Source organism: Janthinobacterium sp. JF4 (genome assembly GCF_059617925.1).
Map to the genome: position 1 here is coordinate 1 of NZ_JCAQAV010000056.1, position 21,836 is coordinate 21,836.

21 protein-coding genes are annotated in these 21,836 nt (G+C 63.3%); 7 read left to right on the plus strand and 14 right to left on the minus strand.

Annotation, left to right across the window (positions count from 1 at the left end; all coding sequences use genetic code 11):
• On the plus strand, positions 1–1,337 hold a 1,337-nt coding region (locus tag AC54AF_RS25150; RefSeq protein ID WP_496638746.1), incomplete at its 5' end, for a YDG domain-containing protein.
• A 64-nt stretch (positions 1,338–1,401) separates the two neighbouring features.
• On the opposite strand, the gene AC54AF_RS25155 is transcribed toward AC54AF_RS25150, so the two are convergent.
• Together AC54AF_RS25155 and AC54AF_RS25160 are read right to left on the minus strand one after the other, a co-directional pair.
• A complete protein-coding gene (locus AC54AF_RS25155) occupies positions 1,402–3,204 on the minus strand; it encodes a DUF885 domain-containing protein (RefSeq protein WP_496638747.1) in 1,803 nt (600 codons plus the stop codon).
• A 125-nt stretch (positions 3,205–3,329) separates the two neighbouring features.
• Positions 3,330–5,324, minus strand: coding sequence for a glycoside hydrolase family 3 protein (locus AC54AF_RS25160; RefSeq protein ID WP_496638748.1), 1,995 nt, complete (start codon positions 5,322–5,324; stop codon positions 3,330–3,332).
• Positions 5,325–5,547: 223 nt separating this feature from the next.
• Here AC54AF_RS25160 and AC54AF_RS25165 point away from each other — a divergent pair, with 223 nt between their 5' ends.
• The 4 genes from AC54AF_RS25165 (at position 5,548) to AC54AF_RS25180 (ending at position 8,144) form a co-directional block, all read left to right on the plus strand.
• Complete coding sequence (locus AC54AF_RS25165; protein WP_496638749.1) at positions 5,548–6,585, plus strand: helix-turn-helix transcriptional regulator; 1,038 nt, start codon at positions 5,548–5,550, stop codon at positions 6,583–6,585.
• A 105-nt stretch (positions 6,586–6,690) separates the two neighbouring features.
• Positions 6,691–7,152, plus strand: coding sequence for a GNAT family N-acetyltransferase (locus tag AC54AF_RS25170; RefSeq protein WP_131689983.1), 462 nt, complete (start codon positions 6,691–6,693; stop codon positions 7,150–7,152).
• Between the two features lie 71 nt (positions 7,153–7,223).
• Positions 7,224–7,511, plus strand: a complete 288-nt coding sequence (locus tag AC54AF_RS25175) for a putative quinol monooxygenase (protein WP_496638750.1) — start codon at positions 7,224–7,226, stop codon at positions 7,509–7,511.
• Between the two features lie 66 nt (positions 7,512–7,577).
• Entirely contained in the window at positions 7,578–8,144 is a 567-nt protein-coding gene (locus tag AC54AF_RS25180) for a hypothetical protein (RefSeq protein ID WP_496638751.1), read from the plus strand.
• A 222-nt stretch (positions 8,145–8,366) separates the two neighbouring features.
• Here AC54AF_RS25180 and AC54AF_RS25185 read toward each other — a convergent pair whose 3' ends face one another.
• The 9 genes from AC54AF_RS25185 to alkB form a co-directional block, all read right to left on the minus strand.
• On the minus strand, positions 8,367–8,663 hold the full coding sequence (locus AC54AF_RS25185) for a hypothetical protein (protein WP_496638752.1): 297 nt from the start codon (positions 8,661–8,663) through the stop codon (positions 8,367–8,369).
• 72 nt (positions 8,664–8,735) lie between these two features.
• The gene (locus tag AC54AF_RS25190) at positions 8,736–9,305 is read right to left on the minus strand and encodes a sigma-70 family RNA polymerase sigma factor (RefSeq protein WP_496638753.1); all 570 of its coding nucleotides are present in this window, start codon (positions 9,303–9,305) and stop codon (positions 8,736–8,738) included.
• Positions 9,306–10,085: 780 nt separating this feature from the next.
• Complete coding sequence (locus AC54AF_RS25195) at positions 10,086–11,627, minus strand: cryptochrome/photolyase family protein (RefSeq protein ID WP_496638754.1); 1,542 nt, start codon at positions 11,625–11,627, stop codon at positions 10,086–10,088.
• Positions 11,628–11,650: 23 nt separating this feature from the next.
• Positions 11,651–14,110, minus strand: a complete 2,460-nt coding sequence (locus AC54AF_RS25200) for a penicillin-binding protein 1A (protein ID WP_496638755.1) — start codon at positions 14,108–14,110, stop codon at positions 11,651–11,653.
• Positions 14,111–14,184: 74 nt separating this feature from the next.
• On the minus strand, positions 14,185–14,580 hold the full coding sequence (locus tag AC54AF_RS25205; RefSeq protein WP_496638756.1) for a hypothetical protein: 396 nt from the start codon (positions 14,578–14,580) through the stop codon (positions 14,185–14,187).
• Complete coding sequence (gene blaOXA, locus AC54AF_RS25210; protein WP_496638757.1) at positions 14,577–15,395, minus strand: class D beta-lactamase; 819 nt, start codon at positions 15,393–15,395, stop codon at positions 14,577–14,579. The genes AC54AF_RS25205 and blaOXA overlap by 4 nt, the downstream gene beginning before the upstream one ends.
• An 87-nt stretch (positions 15,396–15,482) precedes the next feature.
• Positions 15,483–15,650 carry a hypothetical protein gene (locus AC54AF_RS25215; RefSeq protein WP_496638758.1) on the minus strand — a complete coding sequence of 56 codons (168 nt, stop codon included), beginning with the start codon at positions 15,648–15,650 and terminating at the stop codon, positions 15,483–15,485.
• A gap of 33 nt (positions 15,651–15,683) precedes the next feature.
• Complete coding sequence (gene folE2, locus AC54AF_RS25220; RefSeq protein WP_496638759.1) at positions 15,684–16,604, minus strand: GTP cyclohydrolase FolE2; 921 nt, start codon at positions 16,602–16,604, stop codon at positions 15,684–15,686.
• Between the two features lie 90 nt (positions 16,605–16,694).
• A complete protein-coding gene (gene alkB / locus AC54AF_RS25225; protein ID WP_496638760.1) occupies positions 16,695–17,357 on the minus strand; it encodes a DNA oxidative demethylase AlkB in 663 nt (220 codons plus the stop codon).
• A gap of 94 nt (positions 17,358–17,451) precedes the next feature.
• Here alkB and AC54AF_RS25230 point away from each other — a divergent pair, with 94 nt between their 5' ends.
• On the plus strand, positions 17,452–17,934 hold the full coding sequence (locus AC54AF_RS25230; protein WP_496638761.1) for a heme-degrading domain-containing protein: 483 nt from the start codon (positions 17,452–17,454) through the stop codon (positions 17,932–17,934).
• Here the strand turns inward: AC54AF_RS25230 and AC54AF_RS25235 are convergent, their stop codons facing one another.
• From AC54AF_RS25235 to AC54AF_RS25245, 3 genes are read right to left on the minus strand one after another with little or no spacing between them, the layout of a single operon-like run.
• Positions 17,935–18,627 carry an aspartate/glutamate racemase family protein gene (locus AC54AF_RS25235; protein ID WP_496638762.1) on the minus strand — a complete coding sequence of 231 codons (693 nt, stop codon included), beginning with the start codon at positions 18,625–18,627 and terminating at the stop codon, positions 17,935–17,937.
• 17 nt (positions 18,628–18,644) lie between these two features.
• Complete coding sequence (locus tag AC54AF_RS25240) at positions 18,645–19,382, minus strand: SDR family oxidoreductase (protein ID WP_131689993.1); 738 nt, start codon at positions 19,380–19,382, stop codon at positions 18,645–18,647.
• Entirely contained in the window at positions 19,375–20,100 is a 726-nt protein-coding gene (locus AC54AF_RS25245) for a GntR family transcriptional regulator (protein ID WP_496638763.1), read from the minus strand. The genes AC54AF_RS25240 and AC54AF_RS25245 overlap by 8 nt, the downstream gene beginning before the upstream one ends.
• Before the next feature lie 269 nt (positions 20,101–20,369).
• Here AC54AF_RS25245 and AC54AF_RS25250 point away from each other — a divergent pair, with 269 nt between their 5' ends.
• Positions 20,370–21,734 (plus strand): amino acid permease, encoded by a 1,365-nt coding sequence (locus tag AC54AF_RS25250; RefSeq protein WP_496638764.1) that lies wholly within the window; start codon positions 20,370–20,372, stop codon positions 21,732–21,734.
• The last annotated feature ends 102 nt before the right edge of the window (positions 21,735–21,836 follow it).

Here is a 21,836-nt window from a genome sequence, read left to right on the forward strand (position 1 = left end):
CCACCAAGGCCACGACGACGGCCAGCATCACGCCGGCCACCCTGCAGGTGACGGGTGTGACGGTACAGCAGCGCAGCTATGACCGCAGCCTGAACGCGCTATTGGCCGGCACACCGACCGTCACGGCGCTGGGCAGCGACGTGGTCAGCGTGCTGGGCACGGGCAGCGGCAGCTATGCCGACAAGAACGCCGGCACGGGCAAGGCGGTGACCGTTACCGGTTACAGCTCCAGCGACAGCAACTACGTGCTGCTGCAGCCGGCCGGTCTGACAGGCACCGTCACGCCAGCCGTGCTGCAGGTCAGCGGCTTGAGCCTGGCGGCGGCCAAGACCTACGACGGCACGCGCAACGTGGCCTTGTCGGGCACGGCGACCGTCACGGGTTTCGATGGCGAAGTGGTGACGGTCGGTGGCGCGGGCACCGGCCAGTTCGCCGACAAGAATGTCGGCACGGGCAAGGCGATTACCCTGGCCGGCTATGCCGCCAGCGACAGCAACTACGTCATCGGCCAGCAGCCGGGACTGGTGGGCAGCATCACGCCGGCGGCGATCACCGTGACGGGCGTGCGCGCCAACAGCAAGACCTTCGACGGCAACGCCACCGCCACCTTGAGCGGCACTGCCGCCATCAATGTGATCGGCGAAGACGAGGTGGCCTTGACCGGGACGGCCAGCGCCAGCTTTGCCGACGCCACGGCCGGCACGGCCAAGCCGGTGAGCGTCAGCGGTTATGCGTTGGCCGGCGCCGACGTCGGCAACTACGCCCTGAGCCAGCCGCAGGGCCTGAGCGCCGATATCGCCGACGCGGCCGTGCAAGTGCCGCCGCCGGTGGAGGTGACGCCACCACCGCTGCCGGCCCTGCCGCTGGCCGAACAGCGCGTCGCGCCGGGCCTGAGCATGCCGCCGCTCGGCGACTTGCCAGGCACCGGAGCGGGAACGGGAGCCGGTTTGAGCAGCACGGCGCCCGCAGCCACGCCGGCCGCGGGCAGCGTAACGCCGGCGGCACAAGCCGATACAGCAGGCATCACGGTAGGGCTGGTGCGTCCGGCGTCGCAGCAGCAAAGCGGCGCGATTGCGGTCTCGGTGCCCAAGCAGATCGTCGACGCCGGCAACGGCTTCGGCTTCCCGCTACCGGCGCAGGTGGTCGAAGCGGCCGCCGTCAACCGCGTGCCGGTGCGGGCGCAACTGGCCGACGGCAGCGCGCTGCCATCCTGGATCAGCTATAACGCCGACAGCAAGTCGTTCGTGGTCAATCAGATACCGAATGGCGCCCTGCCTTTGGAAATCGTGCTGGTGATCGGCAGCCAGCGCACCACCATGGTGGTGGCGGAACGCTGACAAGGAAGTAGTGGAAAACGCGGCAGGAAGGACGCGTCCCGCGCGGGACGCGTCTTTTTTTACGTCAGTGCGCCGGGATGAACTGCTCGCGCACGGCCTTGGCCAGCAGGTCCGGCGGCAGCAAGCCCTGACCCAGCAGGAAGTTGTTGAAGGCCAGGCGGTCGAATTGCGCGCCCAGCGCCAGCTCCGTTTCCGCGCGCAGCTGCAGGATGCGCGTGTAGCCATAGAAGTAGCTGCCCGCCTGGCCCGGCGCGTTGAAGGTGTAGCGGTCCAGCTCCTGGCGCGCCATCGGCTTCGACAGCATCACTTCGTCCGTCAGGATGCGGCCCGCCTCTTCGCGCGTGACCTGCCCCAGGTTCAGCATCGGGTCGAGCATGGCGCGCGCCGCGCGCAGCATGCGGAACTGCAGCGCGATGAACTGGCCCTCGGCCGGCTCGTAGGGAATCATCTCCGCTTCCGCGTACAGCGCCCAGCCTTCCACGTTGACGCTGTTGAACGCGTACAGGCTGCGCGCCTGCGACACGCCCCGCTCCACCATGGCGCTGAACTGCAGCTCGTGGCCGGGACGGCCTTCGTGCGCGCTGAGGGTCCAGGCGGCGCCGGCGAAATTGAAATCGTCATACGCCTCGCCCTTGCCGCTGGCAGCCGGATTGCTGACGGGGAGGACGAACTGGCCGTGCTCTCCCGTATTGCCGATCAGCGGCGGCGGACGCATATGCGGTGCCGGCTGCGCCGCCGATTCGGCGGCGGACGCCAGGCGCATGGTCATGGCGCGCGCCGGAATATCGACCACGCGCTGCTTTGCGATGCGCGCTTCGAGCTGCGTGTTGACGCCCTTGTAGTGCGCTTCAAGCTGCCCGTTGGGAATCGAATCGCTTTTCAGCGCGCGCAGCACCTGGCGGTAATCACTGCCATCGACACCCTTCAGCGACATTTTCGCCGCCACCACGGGCGCCAGCGCCTGCATGGCGGCGCGCGTTTCCAGGTAAGCCACTTGCGCCCGTTCGACCAGCGCGCGCGGCTCGATGTCGATGCCCACCTGCTTCAGGCGGAACGCGTACAGCTCGGGCGCCATGCGGAAATCCGTGCGCGACAGGGGCAGCACCACCTGCTTTTCCCACGCCGCGTATTCGTTCAACTGCTGTTCCATGGCCGCCAGCGCAGGTTCGGCGCCGGGGATTTTCATGTCGGCGAACAGCTTGCGGATGCCGGCAATATACGTCGGCACGTTTTCCAGCGACTGTTCTACCTGCAGGCGCACGGGTCCCGCCAGGCCAGGCTGGCCGATTTTTTCCATGAAGCGCGCCTTGGCCTGCGCCGTGATCGGCGTGCTGCCCGGGTATTGCCCCACATAGCGCTGCAGGCGTTCGAGCGCCTTGGCCCGGCGCGTAGCCGGGCGCTGCTCCTGCAGCAGGCTTTGCATGCTGCCAAAGACCATCTGCGGCACATCGACCCACGGCAAGGCGTACCTGGCATCCAGCCGGGCGCCGGCGATTTCCTGGTCGACGGCGCCGATCAGAATTTCCAGGTCCTGGCGGATGCGCTCGTCGCGTTCCAGTTCCAGCTTCTGCTGCAATTGCGCGCGCGCCTGCTGCATGGCCGCCACCTGGCGTTCGACAATATTCGGCCCCAGGTCGGCGGCCAGGCCGTCGTACTGCGCCAGGCCCGTGTCGGAAACGTTTTCGGGCGAGAACTGCGCCTGCGCCGCCAGCACGATGGCCGCGTTGCGGTTGCTCGTTTCAACCCAGGCCGATGAAGCGCTGGCAGTTGCAGGGACGGCGGCCATGGCGGTCATGGCGGGCATGGCCAGCGCGGTTGCAAGCGCGGCTACTAGCGCGGTCTTGCACAATTGCGGAGTGACGGACATCGGGGTTTCCTTCCTGGCAGAATCGGCGAACAAAACAGCGAACGAAGCGGCCAGTATCGGCGAGCGCTCGGGTACTGTCAATCGGGCGGGGACAGGCTGCGCCGGGCGGCCCGTCCCGCTCCCTATCAGTACCCCAGGCCGTAGCCGAACTTGTACAGCGGATGGGCCGTGTCATACGGCACGTCCGATTTCTGCACCTGCACTTCGGCCATCGACGAGGGCAGTTCGAACGGCAGCTTGCCTTGCGGCTTGGCCTTGCCCGTCAGGACATCGAACAGCGCGCCGTCGCTCACGCCGAAGTTGGCGAGAATGGCGCTGGCCTTGTCCTGCACGTTGCCGAGGATGGCCGGACGGTCCAGGTACACGGTCACCACCGTCTTCGGCGCATGTTTCGCCGCGTTCTTGATCGCTTCGTAGTCGGCGTCGCCATCGACATAGTTCAAGCGCCCTTCGTGCTGCATGCTGCCGAAGATGTAGTTCGGATGCAGGATTTCATACGGCGCGGCCACGCGCAGCAGGGCCACGTCCGCTTCCTGCGGCGTGGCGACCACCGTGTAGCCATACTGCTGCGCCACAGCCGCGTCGATGCCGTACAAATACACCTTCTTGACGCTGGCTGCCAGCGGCAGCACCTTGTCCTTGTTTTCCAGCAGGACCAGCGAACGGCGCTGGGCGTCCAGGCCCGCCTCGATGAAGTCGGCCTTGCCCACGGTGGCAGCCGCCATGGCCGCATCGACAAACGGATGCTCGAACAGGCCCTGCTTGAATTTCTGCACCAGGATGCGGCGCGCCGAGGCGTTGATGCGCGCTTCCGTCAGCTGGCCCCGCTGCACGGCTTGCGTCAGGTAGGGCGCTTCCGTCACGCCGCCAAACTGGTCCATCCCCGCCGTGACGGCCTTCACATAACGCTCGGCCTTGGTGGCGTCTTCCATGCCCCACGGCGTGCCAAAGCCGATAAAGGAAGGCGCCACGCCAGGCGCGGTGCCGTTGCGGCAATTGGCGTCGCAGTCGGAGGTGATGCCCCAGTCGGACAGGATCACGCCCTCGAAGCCGTATTTGCCGCGCAGCAGATCCGTCAGCATGGTCTTGCTGAAACCGGCCGCCACCTGCTCCAGCGTGATGCCGTCGATCGTGACATTACCGTCCGGCAGAGCGTAGGTCGGCATGACGGAGGCCGCCTTGGCCGTGAACGCGCCCTCGAACGGCTTCACGTGGTAGGCGAAGTTGTTGCCCGGGTAGGTCATGTAGCGGCCATAGTAATTGTGGCCGTCGAAGCCCTCTTTCGTGGCGCCATAGCCGACCCAGTGCTTGACGACGGCCGCCACGCTGCCATCGTGCAAGCCCGTATTCCCATCCTGGAAGCCTTCGATATAGTGCTGCACCATGCGCTTGGCCAGGTCCGCGTCTTCACCAAAGGTGCCGTTGATGCGCGACCAGCGCGGCTCGGTGGCGAGATCCGCCTGCGGCGACAGGGCTTGCGTGATGCCGACGGCCAGATATTCCTGGCGCGCGATATCGCCGAAGCGGCGCACCAGCGCATCGTCGCCGATGGCGGCCAGGCCCAGGGTTTCCGGCCACTGGGAAAATCCCTTGGTGCCGGCGCTGGCGCCCACCGTGTACTGGAAATGGTGGCGCGGGTCTGTGCTGATGGACACGGGAATGCCGTGGCGCGACGTTTCGCTCAGGGCCTGCACCTTGTTGTACTGGGACGCCATATTGGCCGTGTCGCCCGCCATGCGGGTAATGAAGGTGTTCACGTACTGCTTGACGATCAGGTCTTGCAGGGCCGTCAAGTCATATGCGCCGCCCAGGCCGATGCCGGAAGGATCGGACACGGTGGGCGCCGTGCCGTGCATCATCAGGCCCGCTTTTTCATCAAGGCTCATGCGCGACAGCAGATCGTCGGCGCGCGCCTCGGCCGGCAGGCGCCAGTCTTCGTACGGGTCGATCTTGCCATTGCGGTTCATGTCCTTGAAGGCATAGCCGTCGACCTTCAGCTGGGCGTAGGTGGTAGCGCCGAACACGGGCTGCTGGTATTCCTCGCTGACGGTGTCGTTGCCGCAGGCGGCCAGGGCCAGCGTGGCGACGCAGCCGGCGACCACGCGGGCCATCGGTTTCATAGTGCAATTCATCATTATCTCCAAGACTGTTTTTGTAGGTATCAAGGCGCGGCAGCAAGGCCGGCCGAAAACAATATAGCGTGGGAATGCGTGAGTTTCTTGACCGCGCAGCACGCGCTTTATACCCGCGAGAACAATTTTTGGTTAGATGGCACAACAACCAACAATCTCCTACAAAGTGCTAATATTTGTGAAAAATTACTACAACAAGCAGGAGACAGCCTTGCACAAACCCGATACGCGCACGGTTTCGAACCGGATCGCGCAGCAATGCGCGCGCGCCATGCAGGCCGATGGCCACGACCCCGCCGACTTCTTCCGCCACACGGGCATCACGCCGACGCAGCTCACGGAACCAGGCGGGCGCATCAACGCCGAGCGGCACCGCCGCATGACGGCCTACGCCCAGCAATTGCCGCAGCACCGCGGCCTTCTTGATCTCGACGTGACGCACTGGTTCGCGCATTACTCCGGCATCGCCCACGTCTGCTTCAACCGCCCTACCCTGCGCAGCGCGCTGCACGAGCTGCTGCACTTGCGGGGCCTGATCGGCGAATTCGACTTCATGCTGATGCGCGAAAACGGCACGCGCATCGAGATCGAATACCTGTCCGAGTTCTGTCCGGCGGGCGGCGCCATGCAGGCGCTGGCCAACTTCCGCATGCTGTCGCTGGTGGCGCGCGCCTACGACGATGGCGCGCCCACCGCCTTCCATGCCGGCTTCCGGGGCAAGGCGCCGTGGTTCGCGCCGGCCATTGCCGAGTGCTTCGGCGCTGCCGCCACGTTCGGCCAGGCGCGCAACACGCTGACGTTTGACGCGCCCGCGCTGGACCGGCCCTTCGCCCAGTTCAACGCCATGCTGGCGCCGCACGCGCTGCGGCACGCGCAGGGGCAATTGCAGCAGCTGCAGGGCGCGCAGCTGTTTTCGGCCCGCGTGGAGCAAGCCATCATCGATTTGCTGGGCCGGCATGGTGCGGGAGACGACGACGGCGCCTCGCTGCTGCCGGCCCTGTGCGACGGCCTGGCGATGAACCGCTGGACCTTGCAGCGCCAGCTGCAGCAGGAGCAGACCTCGTTCCGCGCGCTGGAACTGCGCGCCAAGAGCCGCGAATCGCGCCGCCTGCTGCGCGAAACGACGCTGAGCGTGGCGGACATCAGCGAGCGCCTGGGCTTCTCCTCGCAAAGCGCGTTCACCCGCTTCTTCAAGACCCAGTTCGAGCTGCCGCCGGCGCGCTACCGGAGCGATGCGGCCGGCCTCTAGACGGGCAGAGCCATCATGCGGCGGCGGAAGGCGGGTGATGGAATAATATTGACTATTTAATAATTTTTACGCATAATGCCAGTCCCGCCTTTTACTACCTTGAATATGCACATCAGCCTGCGACCTGTCACCGCCGACAATTTCGACACCATCAGCGAACTGCCCTTGCTGCCCCCACAGCGCGACTATCTGGCCAGCAACGACTATTCCATCGCGGAGGCCAGCTTTTACCCCGCCACCATGCATACGCGCGCCGTGTATGGCGACGAGGAGGTCATCGGTTTCCTGATGTTCGTCTCGCCCGACGCCGAAGATCCGCCCGGCCACTACCAGATCTGGCGCTTCATGATCGATCACCGGCGGCAGGGGCAAGGCCATGGCCGCGCCGCCCTCGCCCTGGCGCTGGCGGAAATCCGCGCCCGGCCGGACGCGCGCAGCATCGAAATTTGCTACAAGCCTGGCAATGCCAACGCGAAAAAGTTCTATGCCAGCATGGGTTTCGTGGAAAAAGGCATGGATGCCGAGGGCAACGACATGCTGGCCGTGATCCAGCTCGGCGCAGCCTGACCGGGCATGGCGGGCAAGAATGGGCAAACTACGCTAAGCTGCACCCGCCCCACCACTTAACAAGGACCACCATGACCCTGATCGTCGTCGCCACCATCGATGCCCAAGCCCACCATATCGACGCCGTGCGCGCCGCCCTGGAAGCCGTCGTACCGCCCAGCCGCGCCGAAAGCGCCTGCCTGCGCTACGACCTGCACCTCGACAACAAGATTCCCACGCGCTTCATCATGCTGGAAGAATGGACCGACCAGGCCGCGCTGACGGCGCACTACGCGACGTCCCACTTCAAGACGCTGGTGGCCGCCGTGGGCGACAAGGTCGTCAAGATCGACGTGGCGGAATTGAGCAAGCTGAAATAAGGGCAAGCGCGTGGCCATCCTGGAAAGTTGCCATCTATAATATGGCAACTTCTTTTTATGGCCATCATGACACCATTTTCCAAGCTGCGCGGCGCCGTGGCGGCAGCCGCCTTGACACTCTGCGCCGGCGCCTCGGCGCAAGCGCCCCTGGCCAGACTCGTGGGCGAATACAAGCTGGCCTCGTCGGCGACCGTGCCGGCCAGCACCTGGGGTTACTCCAAAGGACGCATTTCGGTCAAGCAACTCGATGAACGGCATCTGCTGATCGTCCTGTCCTGCGAATGGAAGCGCGAGCCGAAGGCTGTCTGCGGCGACTACTTTCATGCCCAGCAGCGCGACGACGGCCTGTATCTGCAGGACATGAATACTTTCGCCATGCGCCTGTATTTCGATCCCGCCTCACGCAAGCTCACCATCATTTCGCGCGGCGCCGACGCCAAACAAAGCGTGCGGCATGACGTGTTCGCCGCCACCACAGCACCCCTGACGGACCCCGCTCTGGTACGCCGCATGAAGCGCGAGCTGTCGAATGCCGACAGCAAGGAAAACCGGCGCGTATTCGGCCCCTACACCAAATGGGACTACCAGGAAAACCGCATCGAATTCCAGCGCCAGGACTTGACGACGCCGTGATGGCGCGCCTCTGCGGCGCCCTGCTGTGCTCGCCCGTGCTGCAGGCGGGGTTGCGTCGCAATACGGTCTGAAGCGTAGCCGGCTTCCTGTCGAGCACGTACGGCACTTCCCGACCAAATACTATTCCAGTCGATGAGCAGCCCCCATCGCCGTCCGACGCGGTACCGAAGCGTGACAATTGCCTTCGCATTTAGACGCATGGCAGCTTGTTTTCAAGCCTGCTCAATCTGATTCCCCCCTTGTCGCGGTCTGCTTGGACTGGAAGCGATTGGCAGGCCCATCCTCGAATCCCATCATTTTTGGTGGCGATGGGTCTTTTCTGTGAGCATATATCAACACACGCAATGCGATAGATAGCGGCACGCCATTTGTTCGCAAGTATTTTGCTGCCATGGCGGTACCAAGCATTTCCTGGAAAATAATCGCAACATCTATTTTTTGTGCTGTCAATGCATCGATCCGTCTTCGACGATCAATCTCCTCTTGCGCCAGGCCACTGATGTAATTTTTATTTACCATGTAAATTTATGTTAAGTAGCGACAAATAATCGCAGCTTGCGCCTGGGGTACCACAATTATGCGGAACTACATTCAATCATCCTTTTCCAGCCTCTTGCGCATCTCTGCCCTGACCCTGTGAATACGGCTTCGCACTGTTCCCATAGGACATCCCATCTTTATTGCAATCTCACCGTAGCTCATACCATCATTCTCACGCAGCAATAAGGCATTTTTCAAGAGAGGCGGCAAGTTGGCGATCAATCGAACAATCTCCAGCCCAGTTTCTATTGCACTACATATTTCCTCTGGACTATTTTTATTAGAGATATTTAATGCATCAACAGCATCATTCATGCCGTCGAATGAGAAAAATGCACTTGATTCAATTTTTAATTCATTACAATAATAGTTCTCGATACCATTCATGGCTATTGAATATAACCATGCATACAACGTCGAATAGCTACGACACTCCTTAAACCATTGAAATGCATTGAGAAAGACAATCTGAACCATATCATCGATATCTTGCTTATAATGAACATGATGACTTACCAAACTTCTCACATGAACACTATATTTGACATAGAGCGTATGAAATGCCGATGGGTCACCGACACAAATTCTTTCTCTCATGAAATTTTCATTATTTTCAAGCATGAATCGTTCATCGATACCAAGGATGAGCTTGTATCCTAGCAGTAAGAATTTATCCTGAGATCAATACATCAATAATCTTGACTTATGTCAAAGTAAAAAACATAACAGAGTACCATCGAAAAATTAATTAAACATATATTTTCCGAAGAAAATAATTAAAATTAGAAATTATTTTTTCTCATTGCGACAATATTTATTCATAAAAATTTTTAATTTATTTTGCATAAATAATTTTTCATTTTGGAAATTTTTGCAGTCAGGAATTTATTGATGTGCTCGTTTTCGTGTGCGGCGAAAATTTTTATATAGTAATATTTAAGAAACTTACGCACCTGAATGAGCACTTTTGATGATTAAAAATACAAGAACTTCATACGTCATCGAGTTCACGCATCGAACGACGCGGGTATTAAGGTCGCTCGATGTCAATTCTGGGCGAATGAAGATTGATATAAAAGACACGGCGATGCCGTTCGACACGCGCATAGTTGATGCCTGGGTCTGCATGGAAGGCGGTGTCCTGTGGCTCGAGCATGAAACGGGAGGGGAGCATACGGTGAAAATCAGACTTGCGAAAGTGCTACGTTGGTCACGCCAGCCCAAATGGTAGCCAGACTGCAGACGTCACCCTGCAATTCGACGCCTGTTCCCATCATATAATCTACTGGCCCACGCCGTCGGCCGATGGCAAGCGTCCGTACGGCAACTTCACATTACCCTGTGGAATTCCCTTGGGGAAATAAAGCAGGCTACCGTTGGGCAGCCCGTGCACCAGCAGGCTTACAGTGAATCGAGCCTGGCCAGCATCGTGGCCGCCTGCTGCCGGAAGGCCGTGATCGTCGCCTCGTCCATCTTCTCCAGCTGGCGATACGCCATGCCGATGCGGGGATTGCGTTCCAATGTGTCCCCGTTGCGATGGAAAAAATCCCAGTACAGGGCATTGAAGGGGCAGGCGCGCTCGCCGATGCGCGCCTTCTTGTCGTAATGGCAGCCTTTGCAATAATCGCCCATGCGGTCGATATACGCGGCGCTGGAGACATACGGCTTGGTGGCCAGCAGCCCGCCGTCGGCGAACTGGCTCATGCCGACGGTGTTGGGCAGCTCCACCCATTCGAAGGCATCGATATACACGCCCAGGTACCAGCCATGCACCTGGGCCGGATCGAGGCCGGCCAACAAGGCAAAATTGCCGATCACCATCAGGCGCTGGATGTGGTGCGCATGCGCCTGTTCCAGCGACTGGGTAATCGCCTGCGACAGGCAATGCATCTTCGTCTTGCCGTCCCAGAACCATGAAGGCAGCGGACGCGTGTGGCCAAAGAAATTCTTCTCCGCATAGCCCGGCATCTGCGCCCAGTAGACGCCGCGCACATATTCGCGCCAGCCCAGTATCTGGCGGATGAATCCCTCGACCGCAGCCAAGGGAGCATGGCCGGCATGATACGCCGCCTGCGCCCTGGCGACGACTTCGCGCGGATTGAGCATTTTGACGTTCAGCGCAAACGACAGCAGGGAATGAAACAAGCGCCATGCCTTGACGCTCATCGCATCCTGGAAATCGCCAAAGTGCGGCAAGGCCCGCTCGATGAAGGCATCGAGCTGCTGCAGCGCCTCATCGCGGTTCAGCGCCCACGCCAGCCGCTCGGCATGCGGCGCGCCAAAGCTCTTCACGCCAGCGGCGACGATGCTTTGCCATAACAGGGAATGGTCATGCACGGTGCGCGGATCGTGCGGCTCGGCGGGCGTGCCGCGCCAGGGCTTGCGGTTATCGTGGTCGAAGTTCCACTGGCCGCCGACGGGTTTTTTCGCGTCTTCCATCAGCACCTGGTGCGCGCTGCGCATCTGGCGGTAGAAAAACTCCATCAGCCATTGCTTGCGGCCGGCGAAAATATCGGCCGCCTCGTGGCGTGCCGTATAGAAATGCTCGCTGTCGACCATCAGCCAGGGGATGGCCGAGCGTCGCCCGGCCTGATACAGCTGCAGGTCGAGGCGCCACTCGTCGGGCGCCTGGTATTCGAAGGTGCAAGCGTCATAGTGGCGAATCAGCGCTTCGATATTCTCCGGTATCGTCCGCGTGCTTGCCGCGTCGTCGATGGCGATGTAGTGCACGCTGTGGCCAAGCTGGCGCAAGTGGCGCGCCAGCTCGCGCATGGCCGCGAAGATCGCCAGGATTTTCTGCGCATGATGCAGCACATAATCGGTTTCTTGCCGCACTTCCATCAAGACATAGATGGTGGCGTCATCGACTTCGGTGAACCAGCGATGCTGCGCGTTGAGCTGGTCGCCGAGTATCAGGCGCAGTGTGGGCTTGCGTGAGGTCATGATTGTTCTTTGCAATAGTCGACTTACCCTTGCGGCACCGGCACAGGCTGCGGCACAGGCGCTGGCGCGGGAGCCGGTTCCTGCACCGCCTTGCCATGCGGCTCCTGTCCGCCGTCGCCTTCGGCTGGCACGGCCAGCGGCGCCGGCGGCGCGCCTTCCTGCAGCAAATCTCCCGGCTCTTCCACCGGTTCGTCCTGCGGCTCCTCGACCGGTTCCACGTGACGCAGCGGCGGTGGCCGCTTGCCGCCAGGGAAAATGGCGTCGCGCGACAGTTTTCCTGTGTCGAGCGCCGTCTTGAAGAAATCGCCCACCACCAGCACGGCGTTGTGGCCGCCCTGACCCCAGTAGTTGCTGCGCATGGTGACGCGCGCGTCATTGAAACCCACCCAGGCGCCGCCCACCAGTTCCGGGTGCATCAGGATAAACCAGCCGTCCGCATTGTTTTGCGTGGTGCCGCTCTTGCCGGCCACGTCGGAACGGATGCCGAAGCGGCTGCGGATGGCCGTGCCCGTGCCGCGGTCGATCACGCCGCGCATCATGTCGGTGAGCGTGGCGGCCGATGCCGCCTGCATGGCGCGCTTGGGCTTGTCTTCGCCGAAGCGGGCGATGACCTTGCCTTCGCGGTCGGTGATGTGCGTGACAACAAACGGCAGGCGCGCCTCGCCCTGGGCCGCGATACTGGCATAGGCGTTGACCATTTCCAGCAAGGTAACGGGACTGGTGCCCAGCGCCAGCGACGGCACTTTTTCCAGCTTGCTGTCGCGGATGCCGAGCGCGCGCGCCAGCTTGATGATCGGCGGCAAGCCGACGTCCTGCATCACTTGCGCCGTGATCGTATTTTTCGAGTAGACGAGGCCGTCGCGCATGGTCATGTCGCGCCCCGTGGTGCCGCTCATGTCGGTCGGGCGCCATATCGTGCCGTCGGCCGCCTTGATATCCATCACGGCATCGCGGTAGACGTGCTCAGGGCTCAAGCCCTTTTCCAGCGCCGCGCCATACACGATGGGCTTGAAGGTGGAACCGGGCTGGCGCGCCGCCTGCGACACGTGGTCGAACTGTTCGCGCGCAAAATCGCGGCTGCCCACCCAGGCGCGCACGGCGCCCGTGGCCGGATCCATGGCCGTAAAGCCCGCTTCCAGGCGCGTCTTCGACTTGCGCAGGGCCGCCATGAAGGCGCGGTCGCCTTTCAGTTGCGCCAGCGCGTCGTCCGGCGCGCCGCCGGCCGCCGTCAGCTTGCGGTAGTCGCCCGACTCGCGCACGAAGGCGTCGAGCAGGGCCGGATGCGATTTCCAGAAATAGTCGAAGGCCACGCTGCCGCCCTGCATGCCCGCATACATGCCCGTCGAGGTGGACGACGGCACGCCGGCGCGGCTCCATTCCACGTCGGCAATCGCCTGCAAGGCGTTCGCCTGGCGCTCGACGGCGCGCTCGGCCGCCTGCTGCAAATCCTGGTCGAGCGTGGTGTGCACCACCAGGCCATCGCGCTCCAGGTTGTAGTCGTTCTCGTCGGCCCACTCGATCAGCCACTTGCGCACGTAGGCCGTGAAATGGCTGTCCGATTGGGCACGGTCGCTCTGGCGCTCGAAATGCAGGCGCAGCGGGCGTTTGATCAACTGTTTGTAGCGCGCCTCGTCGATGACGTCATGCTTGCGCATCTGCCCCAGCACCACGTTGCGGCGTTGCAGCGAGCGCTCGGGATTGCCGACCGGATTGTAGTAATTCGTGCCCTTGAGCATGCCGACCAGGGTGGCGCTCTCCAGGATGTCGAGGCGCGAGGCGGGCTTGTCGAAGTAGGTACGGGCTGCCATTTCGATGCCGTAGGTGTTGTACAGGAAGGGTACGGTGTTCAGGTAGGCTTCCAGGATTTCCGTCTTGCTGTAGGTGGCCTCAATCTTGAGGGCCGTGATAAGTTCCTTCAGCTTGCGGTTCAGGTTGCGCGAGCGGCCAATTTCTTCAGGGAACATATTGCGCGCCAGCTGCTGCGTGATGGTGGAGCCGCCCTGGGGGTTGCCTCCCGCAGTATGCAGGATGGCGCCGGCCGTGCGCGTGAAGTCGATGCCGTGGTGGTCGTAGAAGCGGTGGTCCTCCGTCGAGATCAGCGCGCTGATCACATTCGGCGAAATCTGTTTTAACGTCACCCGTTCCTGCAAGCCCTGGTCGAAGCGGGCCAGTTCATTGCCGTCGGCGCTGACCATGGTGCTCGGTGCAGCCGCGCGCGCCTGGCGCAAGTCGTGGATGCTGGGCGTCAGGGGAATCAGCAGCAGCATGTAAAGGATCACCAGCGCCAGCACGGCCAGGAACGACCACAGGCCCAGCACCAGCGTGCGCCGCACGGGCGGCAAGGTCATCAAGTGCGCATGGCCGCGCCGGTACAGCGCCACCGCCCTCACCCATGCCGCCCCCGCCACGCGCAAGCCCTGCGCGCGCCCCCATGTGAATGCCTGCCGTGCTTTTTCCTGAAACTGCTCCATGCCTGATGCCATGCCTGTAACCTTGTCTGATGCCGGATGATCCGTTTCAGCAAGTATATAGGGCGGGCAACAAAGCGGGCCGGATTTTACGCCAGGCAAGCATCCAGACGCGCCAGCGTGACGCCGACATACGCGCCCACGCAGCGCGCATCGCGCGTATGAAACGCGTCTGCCACCCGCAGCAAGCCGCAGTCGCAGATGACGGGGTCAACCTGGGTCACGACGCCCAGCGCCAGGTAGCGCCAGCCATCGAGGCGCAGCAGGCGCTTTTCCTGGCCCGGGTTGGCGCGGAAGATGGCGTCCCAGTCGTTCATCTCGCTGGGCATGGGCGACAGTTCGAGCCGAACGTGCGCGCCGGCGGCCATCTGCGCGCCGCCGAACTCGTCCATCACATGCAGGCGCTGGCCATCCACCTCGATGACGGCTTCCAGGTACTCGCCGTCGGAAACGAGGAAGGTGGCGGCGACGATGCTGCTCGTCACTTCTGCGCCTGCTCCAGCAAGGCCGGCAATTCCTTCAGCATCGCGTCGCGCGTGCGCAAGCCGGCCGACTGCTGGCCCTTCTGCTCGTCCTGCACCAGGCGCGCAAACACGATGCTGCGCTCGCCCTTGCTGGCCCAGCCCACGAACCAGCCGTAGCCATGCGCTTCGTCGAAGCTGCCGTCGGCCTTGCGCGGGAAAGCGGCCCCCGTCTTGCCGTGCACTTGCCAGCCGGCCACATCGGCCAGGCGGGTCAGGCGATGCGTTTCTTCCATCGCCTGTTTCGTCACGGGCAGCTGGTAATTGACCAGCTTGCGCAAAAAGCCCAGCTGTTCCAGCGGCGATATCTTCAGCGAAGAGCTGATCCACGAGCGCTCCAGGCTGTTGTCCTTGCCCGGGTCGCCCGACACATCCGCATTGCCATAACGCAAAGCCTTCGCGTATTTCTGGAAGCGTTCGGCGCCCAGCGCCTGCGTGATCTGCTGCGAATACCAGACGACGGAATACTGCATCCAGCGCGACGGGTCGGTGTCCTGGCGCCAGGCGTCGCCGCCCCAGTCCGCATAGCCCTGGCGGTACGGCAAGCTGGGCTTGTGCTCGTCCTGGAGGAAGCCGGCATCGTAGCCCATCAGGCTGAGCGCGATCTTGAACGTGGATGCGGGCGTGACGCGGTCGAGGCAATTTCCCTCTTGCAGCAAGACGGCGCCCGTCCTGGCGTCGGCCATGGCGGTGCAGATGGTGGCGGCCTGGGCTTGCGAGACAGTCAGGACGGTGCCTGTCAGGCCGAGGATGAACGGGAAGAATGCGCGATATTTCATGGGCCTCCGGGGTTGGGGGAGCAGGACAAAGCGAAATTGTACCGGGCAGCGCGGCGCGATGCCAGCGGCGATACATCCGCTTGCACGCTAGCGGCCCGCCGGCGCGCCCGGCGGGCGTTCCCGCTTCAGGCGCTCCTCTTCCAGCTCGTCCATGCCCAGCTTTTCCTCGTCGATCAGCGCATGCTCGCGCCGTTCGCGTTCCACTTCTTCTTCCAGACTGCCCTCGCCAGGCTCCTGCGCGCGTTTCTCCGGCATACGGTCTTCCTCCACGGTGATCGACTGAAAAGCTCAGGCAAGCTGGCCCGCCTGCGCCACGGCATCGTGCGGGTGCAGGCTTTCCATATGCCGTACGGTAACACGCGCCTGCGCATACTGTGACGCCAATGGCGCCAGCGCCGCCTGCACGCGGCGGGCCGCGTCTTCCACATACATCAGGTTAGCACCATTCAGGCGCGCAAACGCCTGTTCGTCCGCCCGTTTCACGGCCGTCTGCAGCGGCGTCGCCAGCGCCGCTTCCACCAGGTCGATCAGGGGGAACAGCTCCAGTTCCGCAGTGTCATGCAATTGCACGGTGACACTGGCCGTGCTGCGCTGGCTGTGCGGCGTGGCCAGGCTAGCGTGTTCCTGCAGCCAGTCGCGCGCGGCCGCGCCATCGATGCCGCCCGCGCCGAAACGTGCTGCGAAGGCATCGGCAAGCAGTTGCCGCGCCAGCGCCGCCGAACACGGGCAGGTCGACGAATAGCCGATCTCCACCGTCAGGGATAGCATAAAACCGTGTGGCGAGCAGCTGGCCTGCAGGCGCACGGGATACGATTTCCAGCCCGACAGCCCCGCCGTCAGCAGCGCCGGCTGGCGCCGCAGCAGGGGGAACGCCAGCGCCAGGCGCGCCTGCGTGCTGGCGCAATCGGCGTGGCTGGCCACCATACGGCGAAGCAGGGCCGCCAATTCTGCGGCATCGAGCGGCCCGGCGGCGGCAAACGCATCGAGCAGCAGATACAAACGCGACATGTGGATGCCCTTGACGCGCGGGTCGGGCAAGTCGACCTGCACGTCGGCCCAGGCATGGACCTGCTGCGCCTGGCCGCCCTCTTCCAGCCACAAGGGCAAGGCGATGCCCTGCATGCCGACCCAGTCCAGCGGCATGGGGCTGCCCTGATGGGGGCCAACCGCCACGTCGGGCAGGGGCGAGGAAAGGGAATCGCGCTTCATGGTGAGGGCTCCATATGCAAACAAGTTGCATATAATGGGGAAAAACCTCCACATTTGCAAGTGCCTTGCATTAATACGGATATTGACAGATCAGCCGGCCTTGCGAAACGTCAGATTGATGCGCTGCGCGCCCAGCACCGCGTGTTCGCCCTCCTTCAGCGGCGCCACGCCGTGGAAGCGCAGTCGGTCGGCGCCGCCCCACACTACCACGTCGCCATGCAGCAGCGCGATGCGTGCCGCCTTGTCGGCCCGCTCCGCGCCGCCGAACAGGAAGGTGGCGGGCAGCCCCAGCGAGACGGAGACGATGGGCGCGTTGAAATCGCACTCATCGCGGTCCTGGTGCAAGGCCATGCGCGCACCGGGCGCATAACGGTTGACCAGGCAGGCGTCGGGAACAAAGCCCGGATAGCCGGCCGCCAGCGCCGCCTGCTGCGCCAGGCGCAGGAACACGGGCGGCATGGGCGGCCACGGAAGGCCGCTGGCCGGATCGCGCCGCGCATAGCGGTAGCCACGCCCATCCGTGACCCAGCCCAGGGGGCCGCAATTGCTCATGGCGACGGACATGCGCAAACCGCCGGGCGTAGCCATGTGGCGCAAGGGCGCCGCTTGCACGATGGCGTCCAGCGCCGGCAGCACTTCGCCCAGATACGGTAGCGCAAAACCGCGCAGCAGGACAGACGCGGACGAGCCGGGCACCAGCGGCGCAGGGCTGGCGGGAGCCTGGTCTTCATCGGCAAACAGGGACAGATTCATGCAGCCTATTGTAGGCCCGGTGTGGAAAAAGCGCGCGCGTCTGCCTCATGGTGCGCTACAGTAGCGTTTCCAGCCACTACCCGACTCCCTGACGATGGATCATTACGCCGACTTGCTGCACACCCTCGCACAGCAGGAAGAAACCCTGCAATTCGAACGCTTCGACAACGACGCCGCGCTGGCCGTGGGCCTGTGGATCGTCGAGGAAGTGCGCAAGCGGGGCAAGGCAGTCACCGTCAACATCACGCGCAACGGCCAGATCCTGTTCCACCACGCCATGACGGGCGCCACCGCGGACCAGGCGGACTGGATACGCCGCAAGAACAACACGGTGCAGCGCTTTTGCCGCAGCTCCTACTACATGGGCATCTCGTATAAAAGCCGCGGCAGCACCTTCGAAGACGTGAAATACCTCGACGACATCGAGTACGCGGGCCACGGCGGCGCCTTTCCCCTGCTGATACGCGGCGTGGGGCTGGTCGGCACGGTGACCGTTTCCGGCCTGGCACAGGCTGACGACCACGCGCTGGTGGTGGCCGCGCTGCAGGCGCAGCTGGACACTCAGCGAATCAAATAGTCAGGCGGCCAGGGCCCGGCGCAAGGCGGCGCGCGCCAGCAAGCGCGTGGAATCGAGCGTCGGCAGCGGCGAATTGGCGTCGCCGATGATCAGCGGGATTTCCGTGCAGCCGAGGATGACGGCGTCGCAGCCCTGTTCCCGCAAGCCGGCGATGATGGCCTGGAAGCGCGCCACGCTCCCCTGTTTGACCACACCCGGCACCAGCTCTTCCATGATGATGCGGTTGATTTCGTCGCGCTCATCCTCGCCCGGCCGCACGCAAACGATGCCGCGCGCGGCCAGCCTGTCCGGATACACGGCGCTGTCGACCAGCCAGCGCGTACCCGTCAAGCCGACTCGCTGGTAAGCACGCGCGGCCGCTTCGGCGGCCACCACGTCGGCGATATGCAGCCATGGCAGCGGCGAACGGGGCGCCATCCGCTCGAATGCCTGGTGGATGGTGTTGTCGGGGCAGATCAGGAAATCGGCGCCGGCGGCGGCCAGCTTGCGCGCCGACGCCAGCATCAGTTCGGCCACGCCGGCCAGGTCGCCCGCATTCAGGCACTCCACATAGCGCGCCAGCGGCGGCGTGTGCAGCGTCACTTCCGGATGTTCATAGGCGCCCAGCGCATGCGCGCCCTCTTCGCAGATCGTGCGGTAGCACAGGGCTGCGCCTTCGGCCGAGCAGCCGACGATGCCGATATGTTGTGTCATGCGATATTCCTTTTCAATTAAATACGCTGGCCGCCGTCGATGGGAATTTCCGCGCCCGTGATATACGAGGCGCGCTCGCTGCATAAAAACTCCACCAGGTCGGCCACTTCGGCCGTCGTGCCCAGGCGGCGCAGGGGAATTTGCGTGTCGACGATGTGCGAGGTGCCGGGCGACAGGATGGCCGTGTCGATCTCGCCTGGTGCGATCGCGTTGACGCGCACGTTCAGCGGCGCCATGTCGTTGGCCATTTCACGCGTCAGCGACGCCAGCGCCGCCTTCGAGCTGGCGTAGGCCGAGCCGGCAAACGGGTGCACGCGGTAGCCTGCGATCGAGCACAGGTTCACGACGGCGCCGCGCGCGTTCGACAATTCCTGCGCAAAGCCACGCGTCAGGGCCAGCGGCGCAAAGAAATTCGTGTTGTACATTTCCTGCCACGTCTGCATGTCGGTGGTCAGGGAATTGACGCGCGAACCGCCCGGCCCCTTCGGCGACACGCCCGCGTTGTTCACCAGCGCATGCAATTTGGCGTCGCCCAGCATGGGGCGCAGCGTCTCGACCATCTGCCCGATCTGGCTCAGGTCCGACAAATCCATGCACACATGCGTGTTGTGCTCCTGGCTGCGCGGGCAGCCGCCAGGAATCGGGCTGCGCGAGACGGTGATGACGCGCCAGCCCAGGCTGCGGAATCGTTCCGCCACGGCGTGGCCGATGCCGCGGCTGGCGCCCGTGACGATGGCGGTTTTTTGTTCAGTCATGTTCTTCCTTGTCCTGTTCTGCGTTTTGTTCGGCAATACCTGCAGCGTGACGGCGCTCCTGGCGCATGACATAGGCCAGCATCTGCGTGCCGCCGTCGAGAATGTCCTGTTCGATGGCGCGCCGGGCGGCCGCGCTGTCGCGCTGGCGCAGCGCGCTGATGATGGCGTGGTGGTGGCCCACCCGCATGTCGGGCGAGAAGCTGGCGTAGCCAGCGGCGATCAGGGGCGCCGTCTGCATCCACAGGTGGTCGACAAAGCGTTTCAAGGTCGGCATGCCGGCCGCCTGCGCCAGGCCCAGGTGAAACGCCTGGTTGCATTGCAGGGCCGCCGCCAGGTCGTGCCGCGCGATGGCCTCTTCATTCGCCTGCAGCAGGCGCTCCAGGTCGGCCAGGGTGGCGTCGTCGATGCGCTGCGCCGCCTCAGCCGCACCCAAGCCTTCCAGTTCCAGGCGCAGCGCGCGGATTTCCAGGTAGCGCGCCACGCTCAGCACGGGCACGCGGAAGTCGCGCGGCGAGCGCAGCACCAGCGCCTCTTCCTGCACCAGTTGCAGCATGGCGTCGCGCACGGGCGTGACGCTGGTGCCCAGTTGCAGCGCCAGCTCGCGGATGCGCAGCCGGTCGTTCGGCTGGAAGCGCCCGGCCGCCAGCGCTTCGCGCAGCGTGGCGTACACGGACTTGCCCAGGTTGACATGCACCAGACTGTCCAATGGATGCTTCATGTGTGTTTTTGATCTTTGAAAAATTATGATGCATCATACATCAATGCAAGAAACGATGTTTTCCCATGCGTGCGCCACAAGACCGTGCTATCGGGCGCCGCCCTCGCCGCGGCCGGCGCGCAGGGCGCAGGCGGCCGTTTTGCGCGCCGATCGGCGAAGATGCGGGGCTTTTCTTGCGCCTCCGCAGTGCAACATGCATTTCGCTCCTGATTTGCCCGTGCATGCTTTAGAATCAGCGACCTCAGCCCCGTAAAAACAGGACAAAACATATGACGGCAGTCGGGATTACCGAACCACAAGAGCTCAAGCGCGGCCTGAAAAGCCGCCACATCCAGCTCATCGCCCTGGGCGGCGCCATCGGCACCGGCCTGTTTCTGGGCATCGCGCAGACCATCAAGATGGCCGGCCCCTCGGTCCTGCTGGGCTATGGCATCGCCGGCGTCATCGCCTTCCTGATCATGCGCCAGCTGGGCGAGATGGTGGTCGACGAACCGGTCGCCGGCTCCTTCAGCTATTTTGCCAATAAATACTGCGGCCACCTGCCCGGCTTCCTGTCGGGCTGGAATTACTGGGTGCTGTATGTGCTCGTCAGCATGGCCGAACTGACAGCCGTCGGCATCTACGTGCAGTACTGGTGGCCGGGCGTGCCCACCTGGGTCTCGGCGCTCATCTTCTTTTGCGTCATCAACGCCATCAGCCTGCTCAATGTGAAGGCGTTTGGCGAGATGGAGTTCTGGTTCGCCCTGATCAAGGTGGTCGCCATCATCGGCATGATCGTCTTCGGCGCGTATCTGCTGGCCTCCGGCGACGCGGGCCCGCAAGCGTCGGTGGCCAACTTGTGGCAGCACGGCGGCTTCTTCCCGAATGGCTGGCAAGGCCTGGTGATGGCCATGGCCGTCATCATGTTCTCGTTCGGCGGCCTGGAACTGGTCGGCATCACGGCGGCAGAGGCGGACGATCCGAGCACGACGATCCCGCGCGCGACCAACCAGGCCATCTACCGCATCCTGATTTTCTACATCGGCGCGCTGGGCATTTTGCTGTCGCTGTACCCGTGGCAAAACGTCGTCACCGGCGGCAGCCCCTTCGTGCTGATCTTCCATGCGCTCGACAGCAACCTGGTGGCCACGGCCCTGAACGTGGTGGTGCTGACGGCCGCCCTGTCCGTGTATAACAGCGGCGTGTACTGCAACACGCGCATGTTGTTCGGCTTGGCCAAACAAGGCAATGCGCCGCGCGCGCTGCTGCACCTGAACCGCCGCGGCGTGCCGCTCGTCGCCCTGGGCGTATCGGCCCTGGCGACGGGCGCCTGCGTGGTGGTGAATTACTTCATGCCGGGCGAAGCGTTCGAAGTGCTGATGGGACTCGTGGTGTCGGCGCTGATCATCAACTGGGCCATGATCAGCTGGATCCATTTGCGCTTCCGCGCGCAGAAAAAAATCGAAGGCAAGACGACCTTGTTCCAGAGCCTGGGCTACCCGTTCACCAACTACCTGTGCCTGGTCTTCCTGGCCGGCATCCTGGTGATCATGTATCTGACGCCGGGCCTGCGCATCTCCGTCTACCTGATACCCGTGTGGCTCGCCGCGCTGGGCGTCGGTTACTGGATCAAGCAGAGCAAGGCCAAGGTCTGACGCGACACCTTCACGATCGGCATAGGGGGCGGCCCTGAAGGGCCGCGCCCCTGCCACACCACCCGGCATGCGGGTCCGCACCGGGCGGTTCGAGCAGTTGAG

What these genes read in the sequence shown, in the direction of transcription:
- AC54AF_RS25155 (WP_496638747.1), bottom strand. Translation starts at nt 3,204, where the DNA reads ATGTCCGTCACTCCGCAATTGTGCAAGACCGCGCTAGTAGCCGCGCTT.
- AC54AF_RS25160 (WP_496638748.1), bottom strand. Translation starts at nt 5,324, where the DNA reads ATGAAACCGATGGCCCGCGTGGTCGCCGGCTGCGTCGCCACGCTGGCC.
- AC54AF_RS25170 (WP_131689983.1), top strand. Translation starts at nt 6,691, where the DNA reads ATGCACATCAGCCTGCGACCTGTCACCGCCGACAATTTCGACACCATC.
- AC54AF_RS25175 (WP_496638750.1), top strand. Translation starts at nt 7,224, where the DNA reads ATGACCCTGATCGTCGTCGCCACCATCGATGCCCAAGCCCACCATATC.
- AC54AF_RS25180 (WP_496638751.1), top strand. Translation starts at nt 7,578, where the DNA reads ATGACACCATTTTCCAAGCTGCGCGGCGCCGTGGCGGCAGCCGCCTTG.
- AC54AF_RS25185 (WP_496638752.1), bottom strand. Translation starts at nt 8,663, where the DNA reads ATGGTAAATAAAAATTACATCAGTGGCCTGGCGCAAGAGGAGATTGAT.
- AC54AF_RS25190 (WP_496638753.1), bottom strand. Translation starts at nt 9,305, where the DNA reads ATGCTTGAAAATAATGAAAATTTCATGAGAGAAAGAATTTGTGTCGGT.
- AC54AF_RS25195 (WP_496638754.1), bottom strand. Translation starts at nt 11,627, where the DNA reads ATGACCTCACGCAAGCCCACACTGCGCCTGATACTCGGCGACCAGCTC.
- AC54AF_RS25200 (WP_496638755.1), bottom strand. Translation starts at nt 14,110, where the DNA reads ATGGCATCAGGCATGGAGCAGTTTCAGGAAAAAGCACGGCAGGCATTC.
- blaOXA (WP_496638757.1), bottom strand. Translation starts at nt 15,395, where the DNA reads ATGAAATATCGCGCATTCTTCCCGTTCATCCTCGGCCTGACAGGCACC.
- AC54AF_RS25215 (WP_496638758.1), bottom strand. Translation starts at nt 15,650, where the DNA reads ATGCCGGAGAAACGCGCGCAGGAGCCTGGCGAGGGCAGTCTGGAAGAA.
- folE2 (WP_496638759.1), bottom strand. Translation starts at nt 16,604, where the DNA reads ATGAAGCGCGATTCCCTTTCCTCGCCCCTGCCCGACGTGGCGGTTGGC.
- alkB (WP_496638760.1), bottom strand. Translation starts at nt 17,357, where the DNA reads ATGAATCTGTCCCTGTTTGCCGATGAAGACCAGGCTCCCGCCAGCCCT.
- AC54AF_RS25230 (WP_496638761.1), top strand. Translation starts at nt 17,452, where the DNA reads ATGGATCATTACGCCGACTTGCTGCACACCCTCGCACAGCAGGAAGAA.
- AC54AF_RS25235 (WP_496638762.1), bottom strand. Translation starts at nt 18,627, where the DNA reads ATGACACAACATATCGGCATCGTCGGCTGCTCGGCCGAAGGCGCAGCC.
- AC54AF_RS25240 (WP_131689993.1), bottom strand. Translation starts at nt 19,382, where the DNA reads ATGACTGAACAAAAAACCGCCATCGTCACGGGCGCCAGCCGCGGCATC.
- AC54AF_RS25245 (WP_496638763.1), bottom strand. Translation starts at nt 20,100, where the DNA reads ATGAAGCATCCATTGGACAGTCTGGTGCATGTCAACCTGGGCAAGTCC.
- AC54AF_RS25250 (WP_496638764.1), top strand. Translation starts at nt 20,370, where the DNA reads ATGACGGCAGTCGGGATTACCGAACCACAAGAGCTCAAGCGCGGCCTG.